This window comes from Kitasatospora paranensis (genome assembly GCF_039544005.1).
Taxonomy (GTDB): Bacteria; Actinomycetota; Actinomycetes; order Streptomycetales; family Streptomycetaceae; genus Kitasatospora; species Kitasatospora paranensis.
The window spans coordinates 6,992,620-7,004,568 of sequence record NZ_BAABKV010000001.1; the positions used below are offsets into that span (position 1 = coordinate 6,992,620).

Annotated in this window: 14 protein-coding genes, 1 pseudogene and 1 riboswitch; of the genes and pseudogenes, 7 read left to right on the top strand and 8 right to left on the bottom strand. The window is 70.2% G+C overall.

Annotated elements, in window-relative coordinates; translation table 11 throughout:
• Nucleotides 1-315 precede the first annotated feature (315 nt).
• The gene (locus tag ABEB13_RS33230) at nucleotides 316-813 is read left to right on the top strand and encodes an ATP-binding protein (protein WP_380233347.1); all 498 of its coding nucleotides are present in this window, start codon (nucleotides 316-318) and stop codon (nucleotides 811-813) included.
• Between the two features lie 174 nt (nucleotides 814-987).
• Here ABEB13_RS33230 and ABEB13_RS33235 read toward each other — a convergent pair whose 3' ends face one another.
• Together ABEB13_RS33235 and ABEB13_RS33240 are read right to left on the bottom strand one after the other, a co-directional pair.
• Nucleotides 988-1,728 (bottom strand): LysE family translocator, encoded by a 741-nt coding sequence (locus ABEB13_RS33235; protein ID WP_345708430.1) that lies wholly within the window; start codon nucleotides 1,726-1,728, stop codon nucleotides 988-990.
• Nucleotides 1,729-1,795: 67 nt separating this feature from the next.
• Nucleotides 1,796-2,533 carry a metallophosphoesterase gene (locus tag ABEB13_RS33240; protein WP_345708431.1) on the bottom strand — a complete coding sequence of 246 codons (738 nt, stop codon included), beginning with the start codon at nucleotides 2,531-2,533 and terminating at the stop codon, nucleotides 1,796-1,798.
• Nucleotides 2,534-2,838: 305 nt separating this feature from the next.
• Here ABEB13_RS33240 and ABEB13_RS33245 point away from each other — a divergent pair, with 305 nt between their 5' ends.
• Together ABEB13_RS33245 and ABEB13_RS33250 are read left to right on the top strand one after the other, a co-directional pair.
• Nucleotides 2,839-3,480 (top strand): CGNR zinc finger domain-containing protein, encoded by a 642-nt coding sequence (locus ABEB13_RS33245; protein ID WP_345708432.1) that lies wholly within the window; start codon nucleotides 2,839-2,841, stop codon nucleotides 3,478-3,480.
• A gap of 5 nt (nucleotides 3,481-3,485) precedes the next feature.
• On the top strand, nucleotides 3,486-4,292 hold the full coding sequence (locus ABEB13_RS33250; protein ID WP_345708433.1) for an Fpg/Nei family DNA glycosylase: 807 nt from the start codon (nucleotides 3,486-3,488) through the stop codon (nucleotides 4,290-4,292).
• 31 nt (nucleotides 4,293-4,323) lie between these two features.
• Here ABEB13_RS33250 and ABEB13_RS33255 read toward each other — a convergent pair whose 3' ends face one another.
• Nucleotides 4,324-4,782: a DUF3995 domain-containing protein gene (locus tag ABEB13_RS33255; RefSeq protein WP_345708434.1), complete on the bottom strand. Its 459-nt coding sequence runs from the start codon at nucleotides 4,780-4,782 to the stop codon at nucleotides 4,324-4,326.
• A 145-nt stretch (nucleotides 4,783-4,927) separates the two neighbouring features.
• Between ABEB13_RS33255 and ABEB13_RS33260 the strand changes: the two genes are divergently transcribed.
• The gene (locus tag ABEB13_RS33260) at nucleotides 4,928-5,443 is read left to right on the top strand and encodes an RNA polymerase sigma factor (protein ID WP_345708435.1); all 516 of its coding nucleotides are present in this window, start codon (nucleotides 4,928-4,930) and stop codon (nucleotides 5,441-5,443) included.
• Entirely contained in the window at nucleotides 5,440-6,072 is a 633-nt protein-coding gene (locus tag ABEB13_RS33265) for an SRPBCC family protein (RefSeq protein ID WP_345708436.1), read from the top strand. The genes ABEB13_RS33260 and ABEB13_RS33265 overlap by 4 nt, the downstream gene beginning before the upstream one ends.
• A gap of 59 nt (nucleotides 6,073-6,131) precedes the next feature.
• On the opposite strand, the gene ABEB13_RS33270 is transcribed toward ABEB13_RS33265, so the two are convergent.
• The 3 genes from ABEB13_RS33270 to ABEB13_RS33280 form a co-directional block, all read right to left on the bottom strand.
• Complete coding sequence (locus ABEB13_RS33270) at nucleotides 6,132-6,623, bottom strand: nucleotidyltransferase domain-containing protein (RefSeq protein WP_345709909.1); 492 nt, start codon at nucleotides 6,621-6,623, stop codon at nucleotides 6,132-6,134.
• Nucleotides 6,624-6,755: 132 nt separating this feature from the next.
• On the bottom strand, nucleotides 6,756-7,802 hold the full coding sequence (locus ABEB13_RS33275; protein ID WP_345708437.1) for a phosphatidylinositol-specific phospholipase C domain-containing protein: 1,047 nt from the start codon (nucleotides 7,800-7,802) through the stop codon (nucleotides 6,756-6,758).
• Nucleotides 7,803-8,032: 230 nt separating this feature from the next.
• On the bottom strand, nucleotides 8,033-8,395 hold the full coding sequence (locus tag ABEB13_RS33280) for an ArsR/SmtB family transcription factor (protein WP_345708438.1): 363 nt from the start codon (nucleotides 8,393-8,395) through the stop codon (nucleotides 8,033-8,035).
• An 83-nt stretch (nucleotides 8,396-8,478) separates the two neighbouring features.
• A riboswitch (cobalamin riboswitch) is annotated at nucleotides 8,479-8,696 on the top strand.
• A gap of 32 nt (nucleotides 8,697-8,728) precedes the next feature.
• Between ABEB13_RS33280 and nicT the strand changes: the two genes are divergently transcribed.
• Complete coding sequence (gene nicT, locus ABEB13_RS33285; RefSeq protein WP_345709910.1) at nucleotides 8,729-9,871, top strand: Nickel transporter NicT; 1,143 nt, start codon at nucleotides 8,729-8,731, stop codon at nucleotides 9,869-9,871.
• Nucleotides 9,872-10,095: 224 nt separating this feature from the next.
• Here the strand turns inward: nicT and ABEB13_RS33290 are convergent, their stop codons facing one another.
• A complete protein-coding gene (locus ABEB13_RS33290; protein WP_345708439.1) occupies nucleotides 10,096-10,938 on the bottom strand; it encodes an EamA family transporter in 843 nt (280 codons plus the stop codon).
• Nucleotides 10,939-11,033: 95 nt separating this feature from the next.
• On the opposite strand from ABEB13_RS33290, the pseudogene ABEB13_RS33295 reads away from it, so the two are divergent.
• Nucleotides 11,034-11,608: pseudogene (locus ABEB13_RS33295) on the top strand (XRE family transcriptional regulator).
• Between the two features lie 76 nt (nucleotides 11,609-11,684).
• On the opposite strand, the gene ABEB13_RS33300 reads toward ABEB13_RS33295, so the two are convergent.
• On the bottom strand, nucleotides 11,685-11,930 hold the full coding sequence (locus ABEB13_RS33300; protein ID WP_345708440.1) for a type B 50S ribosomal protein L31: 246 nt from the start codon (nucleotides 11,928-11,930) through the stop codon (nucleotides 11,685-11,687).
• Nucleotides 11,931-11,949: the final 19 nt, after the last annotated feature.

Sequence of the window (11,949 nt, forward strand, 5' to 3'; positions counted from 1 at the left end):
CGGCGTCCGGAGTCCCTGCGGCGGGCGTGCCCGGGGCCGGAGTCCCCATGTCTGGAGTCCCGGCGTCGGGAGGTTCCTCGCAGGGTGTGCCGGCGTCGGGTGCCCCTTCGCCGGGTGCCATGCCCCCTACCCGCAGCAGCCGGCCCGGCGAGCACAGCCGGCGCCCGCCATGGCCGTGCCACCCGGCGCCACCGGACACTTCGTCCTTCCGGCGGGAGCACCGGTGCAACTACCGACGCACCCCCGCAGCAGCATCTGCCCACCGGACCGATAGCCGTCCTGTTGATCGGACCTGCCGGCGCGGGAAAGACCACCGTGGCCCGCCATTGGGCGGAGCGGCGGCAGACGCCGACCGCGCACATCAGCCTCGACGATGTCCGCGAGTGGGTGCAGTCCGGTTTCGCCAACCCGCAGTCCGGCTGGAACAACGCGTCCGAAGCGCAGTACCGGCTGGCCCGCCGGACCTGCGGATTCGCCTGCCGCAACTACCTCGCCAACGGCATATCCTGCATCATCGACGACGCCGTCTTCCCCGACCGTCCTGCGATCGGCCTCGGCGGCTGGAAGCGCCACATCGGACCGGGCATGATCCCTGTGGTGCTGCTTCCCGGGCTCGACTCCGTCCTTGCGCGCAACGCCCGCCGTCAGGGCAATCGACGCCTCAGCGATGAGGAGGTCGCCCGCATTCACGGGCGGATGGCGGGCTGGCGGACCTCCGGCCTCCCGATCATCGACAACTCGCAGCTGGACGTCGCCGCGACTGCCGCGGCCCTCGACCACGCCATCGTCTCCAGGCTGATGGGGCGGCAGTGACCCGTAGCAGGTGACGGGTGCGTGGGTGCAGGGACGTGGGTGAGAGCCAATGGGTGCGGGGCAGTGGGTGTCCGTGGACGAGTGCACGGGTGGGCCGCCGAGCCCACGGGCGGGCGAGGACGGAGGCCCGGGTGGGCCTCGGGCGCTGCGGGGTCGGCAGGTGCTTCAGGTGCTTCAGGCGGCCGCGGCGCGTAGACCGAGGCCGACGAGTATCAGGCCCGTGAACCGTTGGAGAGCGGTGCGCATGCGGGTGGCTCGCAGTGCGCGGGCCGCCGGGCCGAGGAGCATGGTCCAACCGATCAGCCAGCCGCTGACCAGCAGCGCATGGGCACAGGCCAGGACGGCGATCTGCGGGACGACCGTGCGATGCGGATCGACGAATTGCGGAAGGAGCGTCAGGTAGATCGAGGCCGCCTTGGGGTTCAGGACGTTGCCGAGCAGGGCCTGAACGTAGGCACTGCGCCCGCCCCACCGGAACCTGGCAGGGGAACTCTGGGCTGAGGCGATGCCCCGTGACGCCGTCCAGGCTGATGTGGTGCCGCCCGATTCGCTCCTGCCTGATGCGGTCGCGGTCCTGCCTGGTGCGGTCTTGCCTGATGCGGTCGCGGTCCTGCCTGGTGCGGTCTTGCCTGATGCCGTCCTGCTCCGCCCGGACCTGAGGCACCACAGGCCCAGGCCGACGAGGTACAGCGCACCCGCCAGTCTCACGGCGGTGAACGCCTGGGCCGAATGCATGACGACCGCCGAGAGCCCGGCCATGGCGAGCGTGGCGTGCACGGCGAGCCCGCTCACCGTGCCCAGAACCACGCCTGCCGCACGGCGCCGCCCACCCGCGGAGACGTGACGGACCAGCAGGGCCAGGCTGGCGCCAGGGGTGGCGATCAGCGGGAGGACCGCGATCAGGAAACCGGCCACAGCACCGACGCTGTCGTGCGCGATGCTTCCTGCTGCCTCCGCAGCTTCCTGCGCGACTGTCCCCCGATCACGGAACCACACGGAAGTGGGTGGTGATCGCCGTGCCGTCGACCACGTGGAAGGCGAGGCCGGGCGGCTGAGTGCGGTCGATCAGCTCCGGCCCCTGCCAGGGCAGCTGGAGAGTCCAGGTGGTGGCCGGAGAGATGATCAGCGGGCGCCCGGCGAAGACGGAGGCGCCGGCGGTGTGTGCGTGCCCGGTGAGGACAGCGATCACCTCGGGATGGTCGCCCAGCAGGACGGTGAGGGCATCGGGCTGCTGCAGGCGGCTGGCATCGGGCAGGGGATGGTGCACGGCGACCGGCGGCTGATGGAAGGCGATCAGTGCTGAGGTGCCCGTGGGCAGGGCCTTCAGGTTCGCGTCGATCCATCCCAGGGTCTCGTCGTCGAGCAGGCCCTCGTCGTGCCCGGGAATGGTCGAGTCGCACATCAGGACAGCGAGCCCGTCGAGCAGGTGCAGCCGGTTGACCGGTCCGTCGGCGGGCTCCTCACCGAGCAGCGCCTTGCGGTAGGTGGCCCTGACGTCGTGGTTGCCGGGGCAGGTCAGAACGGGGAAGGGAGCTGCCAGGAGTCGGGCGGCTTCCTCGTACTCGGCGATCTCACCATGGTCGGCGATGTCACCGGTGACCAGCAGGGCGTCGACCGGGGTGGTGAGTGACTCCAGGTAGGCCATGACGCGCGCGGCGCGTTCCGCGGTACGCCGGGTGCCGTCGAGGTGGAGATCACTGATCTGGGCGAGCAGGGGCATGACGAAGGTCTCCTAATGGATGTAACCGGTTTTGACGTTAGAACGGTAGACTGTCCGACGCCGGGTGATCAAGGGCCTTGTCGGCGTTGGCGGTCGGAGGTCGGCAGGTACGAAGGCCGATGATTCGGGGCACCGCAGCTCAGTGGCGCCGTTGGGAGATGTCTGCCAGGTCGTCGTTCGTCTGGTCGGCGGCGGGGTGTGTGCGGTGGCTGGGCACGCAGCCGCGGACGGCATGAGCTGGAAGCGGCACGGATTGGAAGCGGGATGGACTGGAACACGTTGGGGCAAGGAGTAGGCGGAGCGGCATGATGGAGTTCCTGGCCTTGGAGTTCGCCGGCACGGTTCGCCATGACGGGCACGGCGGTGTGGCGGATGATCTGACGACCTCGCAGCAGTTGACCGAGTGGATTCGGGATCATGCCGAGGAGCTCGCCGTCCGCGGATACATTGCGGACGCTGGCGCTCTCGCGGAGGTGCGTGCGCTGCGCGCGGCTGTGCGCGCACTCCTCGCCCGTGCCGTCCGGCCGGGCCCGGCCAGCCCGGCCGACGCCCATCGGCTGCTCCCGGATGACCAGGCGCTGGACCGACTCAACCGGGCCGCCACGGCACATCCGGTCGCCCTGCACCTCGACTGGGCGGCGGGTGAGGACCCGGGCCTGCAGCTCCTCGGGCCGGATCCCGGCGAGCTCACCCGGATCCTTGCCGCGCTGGCCCGTGCCACGGCCGAATTCCTGGCCGGCCCCTACCGCGTCCAGCTTCGCGCCTGTACCGCGCCGAGATGCGTCCGGTACTTCGTGAAGGCGCACGGCCGGCAGGAGTATTGCAAGCCGTCGTGTAGCAATCGTGCGCGGGTGGCCCGTCACTATGAGCGGAATCGGCCCGGCGCCACGGGTGTCACTGCGCACTGGGATGATGGACGGGCCGCAACGGACCTGCCGAGGAGCTGACGCCCGTGCCCGAGGGTCACATCATTCACCGCCTTGCCGGCGAGAACCATCGTGCCTTCGCTGACCGTCCCGTCCGGGTCTCCAGCCCGCAGGGCCGGTTCGCCGAAGGCGCTGTGTTGCTCGACGGCCGCGCATTGGACGAGGCTGAGGCCCACGGCAAGCACCTCTTCCTGGGCTTCGGCGATGACTGGGTGCACATCCACCTCGGCCTGTACGGCGGCTTCACCTTCGGCACCGGCCAGGCTCCGGACCCGGTAGGCCTCGTCCGGCTCCGGATGGCCAATGACGACGGGTATGCGGATCTACGTGGCCCCAACACGTGTGAGCTCATCGGACCTGGCGAGAAGAAGTCCGTGCACGCCCGGCTCGGCCCGGATCCGCTGCGGGCCGATGCCGACCCCGAGGCGGCCTGGCGGCGGATCTCGCGCAGTTCCATCACCATTGCGGCGCTGCTGATGGACCAGAAGGTGCTGGCCGGCGTTGGCAACGTCTACCGCGCCGAAGTGCTGTTCAGACTCGGGATCAGCCCGCACCGCCTGGGCCGGAATCTCTGGCGCGTCGAGTGGGACGCGATCTGGGCGGACTTGGTGGCCCTGATGTACGACGGTGCTGGAGCGGGACGGATCGACACCGTCCGCCCCGAGCACACCCCCGAGGCGATGGGTCGTCCGCCACGGGTGGATGACCATGGCGGCGAGGTGTACGTCTACCGGCGTTCGAACATGCCCTGCCTGGTTTGTCGGACCCCCGTACGCACCGAGTCCCATGCTGGGCGGAACCTCTTCTGGTGCCCGTCCTGCCAGCGGCAGTGATTCCGGCTGGGCAGGCGCCGCGTGTTTCCGGTCAGTCATGGGCAAGCCACCAGGCAGCTGCCGCGCCGACCAGGCAGACCGGCGTGTAGAGGGCGATGTTGAGCAGGTGGAAGGCCGGGTCGGGCGGGGTGCCGGAGCCACTCGCCCAGACCAGACCCGCCGCCGCCCGTACGCTCAACCCGGCTGCGACCGCTCGCGTCGCCCAGCGTGGCACCTCCGCGGGAAGCGGCAGCCGGACCACCTTGCCGCGCGCCAGCACCAGCACCGAGGCCCCGCCCAGCAGACCCACCAGGGGGAGCAGAACGGGCGGCGTGAAGGGCACGTCCGCGTTCAGCACCGCCTGGGACAGGGCGGTGGTGTCCGCAGCGGGCCACGTGGCGCCGGTCGTCCAGTACAGGTGGCAGAGCGCGTCCACGGCGAGAACGCCGGCCAGGGCGGTGGCGACGGTACTGCGCCGCCGCCTCATGTCGCCTACGACGATGGCTTCCACGAGCGTTCACTCCTCCACGATGTGACGGTCCGACACCTGAAGGAGCACCGGTCCGGGCGATCCGTTCCCCCGTGATGTTCGCCGAAATGGCAGGGAACCTTTCGGCCCGCCGCCGACTCTTCTTGGCGACCGGAAGGAGACCGCCGTGGACACCCTGGACACATCGCCCGCTCGTACCGCGGAGCTGGTGCTGGCCGCCCAGCGCGGCGACCGGCTTGCGCTCGGCCGCCTGCTGGAGCTGATCACCCCCTACGTGCGCCGACTGTGCGGGCCCATTGCGCTGGACGACGGCGCTGACGCCGCGCAGGAGGCGCTGATCACGGTCTTCCGCAAGCTGCCCCAACTCCAGGACCCATCCGCGCTCTTCGGGTGGGTGCGAGCGATCGCCGTGCGTGAGGCCATAAGACATGTGCGGCGCAATGCGCGGAGCGAGCCTGCGGAACTCGCCGAAGTGCCGGCTCCGGGCGATCCGCAACTGGCCGCGGACATTCGCGACGTGCTCGCCCGCCTCTCGCCCGAGCATCGGGCGGTCCTGGTGCTGCGAGACGTGGAAGGACTCGACGAACGGCAGACTGCGGAGCTGCTCGGTGTTGCCGCAGGCACGGTGAAATCCCGGCTCTCCCGGGCCCGGCTCGGATTCCGAAAGGCGTGGCAGGCATGAATTCTGATGACATTCTGCAGCCCGGCGGCTGGCCTGTCGCCGAGTTCGACGACGTCCGCGCCCTCCGGGTACTGGCTGCCACCGTCCCCGGCGCGGCGGTGCACGAGACTGTCCTGGACTCCCCGCTGGAGGAGGTCTGGGCAGTGGCCGCTGACCTGGCCGGAGCGATGCCGCGCTGGCTGCCCGACATTCATTCGGTCCAGCTGTCGCAGCAGGGCGACGAGGCCATAGTGGTGGGCCACACACGTCTGCGGGCCAGATTCGACATCGAGTTGCGACCCGGGTGGTGCCTGATGCAGAGCCGCTTCCTGCTCGGCGGCATGGCGGCTACGGAGGAGCCGGACGGCACACGCTTCGCCTTCCTGGGCGCGTTTCGGGTGCCGGCCGCAGGACCGCTCGGCACAGTGATCCGGCCACTCACTCGGCGGCTCGGTCGGCGATCGCTGCGCCGCTTCGAGTCACTGGTCCGTGCGGCTGCCGCGAGCCGGGCAGAGAGCGACGGGATCGTGGCTGCTCACGGCGAGTGGAGCTCCGGGCGATCCGATATTGCAGGGGAGAGGAGGCACCCTACGACGATCGCTGACGAGTGGTCCGAGGCTACCGCGGAGCAGGGCCATCCTCAGCGGTGATGCGCCCATCTCCGCGTGCGGCAGGGCGCAGTCGAATTCATCAGGTACGACGAGCCGGATCAGAAGTGCGTGGCGATTCCGAAGGCCATCCGGATCTGGGCCATGTCCGCAAGGTCACGATCCGTCGGTTCATAGCCCTGGTGGAAGTAGACCTGCTGTTCGGCCGACAGACACGGCACGACCGTGCCGCCGAGGTTGCCGGTGACGAAGGACGAGGACGGGTAGTGGAAAGGGGAAGCGGTATCGAACGAGGACTGTAGGGCCGAACCGTCCTCTGCGAACACCAGGGGATGGAGGTCGATTGCCCGTCCGGTCGAGTCAGTGAGAACGAAGCGGACCGGGCGTTGGTCCAAAGTCTCCACGAAACCTGCGGTGCCGAGGGCTGCCAACACGGCAGGCTCCTGCTCCAGGCGGTGCATGAGGTCGAGATCCCGGTGATCCCGGCTCTGTCGGCCAATGAGGGTGTCAATGCCCCAACCGCCGCCGACCCAGAAGTCAGTCCCCGCCCGCCGCAGCAGATCGACAACGGAGAGGACATCATCGGCTTCCATCACGGACTGCACCGTAGCCGACAGCACCCTGGCCAGGGAGCGCATTTTCCCCAGGCCGGTGACCGGCCAAAAATTCCTGGTGACCGGTCACCGGGGCCGCTCGCCGGCCGGCTGGGCACCGGAGAATGCGGGTCAGCCGCGGGGCAGTACCAGGGCCTGCACCTCGGGCAGGTGGCGCCAGTCGCTGGAGACGATGCTGGCGTGCGCCGCCGCAAGCTGGGTGGCGCGGGCCCGTGCCTCGTTGGCGGTGGGATCGGTGGCGCTGATCGCGGGGGCGACGTTCTGGGCGTCCGTCATCACCAGCAGATAGTGGCGGCTGTCGTACCAGGAGGTGTCTATGCCGCCGACGTAGGCCGAGGCGTCGCCGTCGAAGACCACGAACCAGGGCCGGATCCCGGCGTCGGTGTAGCCGGTGCGCGGGTCTCCGGAGGCGGCTCCGTGCACCGCCGGGAAGACCTGCGCCTGCCCGACCTTCCCGGCCGCGGCGAGGTTGCGCAGGTAGCCGCCGTACTCGACGTCGGTGTGCAGGGTGTCGAAGGGGTTGCCCTCCTCGACGGTGCCGGGAATGACATCGATCAGTACCCGTCCGGCCAGGGCCGCGCGGCTGGGCCAGTTACCGGCCCTGGCCGCCTCGTCGAGGGTGGAGTACGAACCACCGCCGGGCTTGGCAAGGAGATCGGCAGGGCGGAAGACGGTGTTGCCGAGATGTGCTGCGATCAGGCTGTCGAGCTGGGCGGGGCCCATACCGCGGTTGGCGGCGAAGCCGCCCTTGAGTTCGAGCTTGACGACGAGCGGGCCAGCGCCGGGGTGGGCGCCGAGCCAGACCCGGATGTCGTCGAAGCAGTTCTCCAGGTTCTTGTTGGTGCCGCCGCTGTACAGCTGGGAGGCGCTTGTTGCAGCGGTGCAGTTGTTGGAGTTGCCGAGGGGGTTGGAGTGGCTCACCTTCCACTCGGTGGTGATGGTGTCGGTCCAGACATCGAGCTCGATCATGCCCGTGCCGGTGTCCAGGCTCTGGGCGAGGAACGGGAAGGCGGCCGGGTCGTAGGTGTTGTGGATGCCGACGGTGGTGGCGGAGCCGAAGGGCAGGTCGCCGGTGCCGGTTGCACCGGAGGGCTGACCCGGGTTCAGGGCGGCGGCCGTGGCCAGCAGTCCCACAGCGAACGTACGGCGGAGCGTCACGGTGTCTCCTCGGGCGGATGCCTGGACGGCGGTCCGGGTGGGCCGCCGTCCGGCAGCATGGTGCACGGGAGCGACTTCAAGGTGACATGACAAGAAAACTTGGCTGAAGCTGACACTTCAACGGGCCGAGGAACATCCGCGTCGGGCAACATCCAGTGCGGGCTGGCGCGCCATGAAATGGTGGTGATCGGGAGGGGCGGGAGTAGGGGCCAGCATCCCCCGACACCCCGTCAGTCCTGCCGCCCGAGGACCCCGTGCGCGAGGAGTTCGGCGATGGCCGGGTCGGTCAGCCGGTAGCGGACCACCCGGCCGTCCCGCTCGCCGGTGACGACTCCTGCGGCGCGGAGCAGCCGCAGGGCCTGGGAAACGGCGGGGTCGCGTATTCCGGTTGCCACCGCAAGGTCGCTCACCGCGAGTGGGCCGGTTTCGTGGAGCGCGAGCAGCAGCGAGAGCCGCCCGGGGTCGGCGAGAAGGGCGAACCGCTCGGCCCACACACGTACATGCGCGGCGTCGCCGATGGCGGCGATCGCTTCGCAGACCCGATGGCCGTCGATGGTGCGGTGGCCGGCGCGGTCGGCGGGGACGAGGTGCATGCGGGCGATTCTCGCAGGTGCTCGGGCCGTGATCTTCAACACCTGCGCAGGTCTGCAGGCTTGCAGCTGTCATGGCGTCAGGCCTACGGTGGGCGGGCCGTGGTGCTCGGGAAGACCGGTGGTGGACCTCGTGGTCCCGAATCCGGAGCGGCCCTCGCCACTGTGATCGGGGTCATCCGTAGCCATCGGTGCCACTGGACGCGCAGCCGTCCGGGAAGGCCGGTTACGGAGTTCGTTCCGGGCCGGACGGCCGGGAGGGGAACCCGTCAGCCAGGAGACCGGCCGCGGCATCTCACGACGTCATTCCACGAGGTGCTGAAGCGTGATCCGCAGATGACCCTGCCCGTGACTGGTTCGACCCCGCCGCCTGCCGGGGCCGCAGGCGCACCGGTGTCCGCCGTTGCGCCCGCGGCCGCCTATCGGTGGGGTCGCGAGGACACTCTGCGTACCGCCGGACTGATGGCGGTGATTCTTGCCCTTCATGTGGTGGCGTTCGGAACGCTGTTCCTGCTGGTGGCGCCACACCACTACACCGTGGGGAACCAGGTGTTCGGGGCCGGCCTCGGCATCACCGCCTACACGCTCGGTATGCGGCATGCCTTTGACGCCGACCACATCGCGGTGATCGACAACACCACCCGCAAACTGATGGCGGACGGCCGGCGGCCGGTCTCGGTGGGCTTCTGGTTCGCGCTCGGGCATTCCTCGATGGTGGTGCTGATGGCGGCCCTGGTGGCGGGCGGCGCCAGGCTCGCGGGTGTGCTGATGGACGAGGACTCCACGATCCACCAGGTGCTCGGTGCGATCGGGACCACCGCCTCCGGCGCCTTCCTCTACCTCATCGCCGCGCTCAATCTGGTGGCGCTGACCGGCATCCTGCGGGTGTTCCGTGCGATGCGGCAGGGCCGTTTCGACGAAACGGAGTTGGAGGCTCAGCTCAACTCGCGCGGCCTGATGAACCGCATCCTCGGGCGGGCCACCCGGTCGATCTCCAGGCCCGGCCAGATGTTCCCGGTCGGGATGGTGCTGGGGCTGGGGTTCGATACGGCGACCGAGGTCACCCTGATGGTGATGGCGGGTTCGGGCGCGGCGGCCGGCCTCCCGTGGTACGGCATCGTCTGCCTGCCGTTGCTGTTCGCGGCCGGCATGAGCCTGTTCGACACGCTGGACGGCACGTTCATGAACTTCGCCTACCAGTGGGCGTTCTCCAACCCGGTGCGGAAGGTCTTCTACAACCTGACCATCACCGGGCTGTCGATCGCGGTGGCCTTTGTCATCGGCACCATCGAACTGGTGGCGGTGTTCCACGACAAGCTGGGTCTGACCGATCCGGTGAGCGGTTGGGTGGCCGGATTGAGCCTGGACAACGTCGGGTTCGTGATTGTCGGCCTCTTCGTGGTCGTCTGGGCGGCGGCGATCGGCTACTGGCGGATCGCCCGGGTCGAGCAGCGCTGGGCGTCGAGGTCGGACGGATGAACCTCACCTCCGGTGCCCCATGACCCGCTGCGCCCGTCACACCGCTGCGCCCCGTCACGCTGCTGGGCCCGCACCCCCGCACCGGCCCGTTGCCCCACGCCGCCCCGCACCCCGCAGGGCCCCGCATCCCGGCGGCGCCGTCCTGCGGTGCACAGCCATGGTCACGGGCATGGGTGCGCGCGTGCACGGGCGGGCATAGGCACGTGCCCGCACCCGTGCCCGCGCTACGCCGCCGCCAGCAGCACGGTTCCGAGGACGGCCAGTCCGGCGCCCGCGACCTGGACGCGGCGCAGGCGTTCCTTGAGCAGACCGCGAGCCATCAGTGCGGTCACCACGGGGTACAACGAGGCGAGCACGGCGGCCACGGCGGGCGCGCCGCCGTGCGAGGCAAGGGCGAAGGTGGCGTTGGCGCCGACGTCCGCGAGTCCGACGGCGGTCAGCGCGGGCAGGCTGGGGCGGATGGCTCCCGGTTCGGTGCGGCAGCCGCGGCCGGCGAGCAGGATGCCCATGCCGACGGCGACGTTGCAGAGCCTCTGGACGCAGAGAACCAGCAACAGGCCGCCATCGGTCGAGGCATGGGCGATGAGCGCCATGACCGCACCGAAGCCGAGAGCCGCCGCGAGGGTCAGGGCCAGTACCCGGACCCCGATCGCGGCCCCGCCGCTCTGCGGCCCGCCGGCCAGGGCCACACCGAGCACCGCGACGGCGATACCCGCGACCTGTCCGAGCCCGGGGCGCTCGCCGACCGCCAGGCCGACCCCGACCGGGACGGCGACCCCGACCGTGGCCAGCGGTGAGACCACGCCCATCGGTCCCAGTGCCAGCGCCCGGTAGAAGGCGAGGATCGCGAAGGGGCCGATGATTCCCGCTGCCACGGCGTACCAGAGCGCAGGCGAGGCGTCCCGCACCGCGCCGGTGGCGAGTACGGCCGCCAGCAGGACGGCGGCCGCCGAGCCCTGGGAGACCACCACGACGGTCTGTGCGGGCAGCCGCCGGGTGAGCGAGCCGCCCCCGAAGTCGGCCATCCCCCACAGCAGGCTGGCGGAGAGTGCGAGGAGCTGGGACACCACAGTGGACTCCGAAGTACTGTCGGATGGACTCATCGTTCGGTCGCAGCTTAGAACAGTGAAGTGAACTTTCCGACTCAATATTTTGGACTGACGTGCCTGATCTCGACCTCATCACCCAGGCCCTCGCCCGCAACCTCAAGCGGCTGCGCAACGAGCGCGGGTACACCCTCGACGCGCTGGCCGCCCGCTCCGGGGTGAGCCGCGGCATGATCGTGCAGATCGAACAGGGGCGCACCAATCCGAGCGTCGGCACCGTCGTCCGGATCGCCGACGCGCTCGGGGTCTCGATCGCCCGGCTGCTCGACTACGACGAGACGTCGGAGGTGCGGATCGTCACCGACGACCAGGCCGTGCAGCTGTGGGCCGGGTCCTCCGGCGGTTCCGGGGTCCTGCTCAACGGCATCGAGGCGCCCGGCCCCTTGGAGCTCTGGGAGTGGTTGATCATGCCGGGGGAGGGCCACACCTCGGACCCGCACCCGGCGGGGACGGTCGAGATCGCGCGGGTCGAACAGGGGAGCTCGTCCTGACCCTCGATGGCCGCGATCACGTCGTCCCGGCCGGATCCACGGCGTCGTACGAGGCCGGCTGGGCGCACGGCTACCGCAACGACGGCGATGTCCCGGTGCGGCTCACCCTCGTGGTCTCCGTTCCGCTGCCGCCCCGGTGAGCCCGTAATCTCCTCATGCCGCAGGCGCCCTCCCCGCGATGGGGAGGGCGCCTGCGGCGGTCGCTCCGTCGGCGGTTCAGCCGAGCCCGTAGCGGCGGCGGTACTGCTCGACCCGGCCCGCGGTGTCGAGGATCCGCGACCGCCCGGTGTAGACGGGGTGGCTCGCGGACGAGGTCTCCACGTCGATCACCGGGTAGCTGCGGCCGTCGGTCCACTCGACGGTTGAGTCGGAGGTCCTGGTCGAGCGGGTCAGGAACGCGAGGTCGCCGGTGCGGTCGCGGAACACGACCGGGCGGTAGGCGGGGTGGATGCCGTGCTTCATGGTGATTCCCTTCAGTGCC

Excerpts from the sequence above, each read along its gene's own strand:
- ABEB13_RS33240 (WP_345708431.1), bottom strand. The coding sequence starts at position 2,533 with ATGCCCCTGCTCGCCCAGATCAGTGATCTCCACCTCGACGGCACCCGG.
- ABEB13_RS33245 (WP_345708432.1), top strand. The coding sequence starts at position 2,839 with ATGATGGAGTTCCTGGCCTTGGAGTTCGCCGGCACGGTTCGCCATGAC.
- ABEB13_RS33265 (WP_345708436.1), top strand. The coding sequence starts at position 5,440 with ATGAATTCTGATGACATTCTGCAGCCCGGCGGCTGGCCTGTCGCCGAG.
- ABEB13_RS33270 (WP_345709909.1), bottom strand. The coding sequence starts at position 6,623 with ATGGAAGCCGATGATGTCCTCTCCGTTGTCGATCTGCTGCGGCGGGCG.
- ABEB13_RS33280 (WP_345708438.1), bottom strand. The coding sequence starts at position 8,395 with ATGCACCTCGTCCCCGCCGACCGCGCCGGCCACCGCACCATCGACGGC.
- nicT (WP_345709910.1), top strand. The coding sequence starts at position 8,729 with ATGACCCTGCCCGTGACTGGTTCGACCCCGCCGCCTGCCGGGGCCGCA.
- ABEB13_RS33300 (WP_345708440.1), bottom strand. The coding sequence starts at position 11,930 with ATGAAGCACGGCATCCACCCCGCCTACCGCCCGGTCGTGTTCCGCGAC.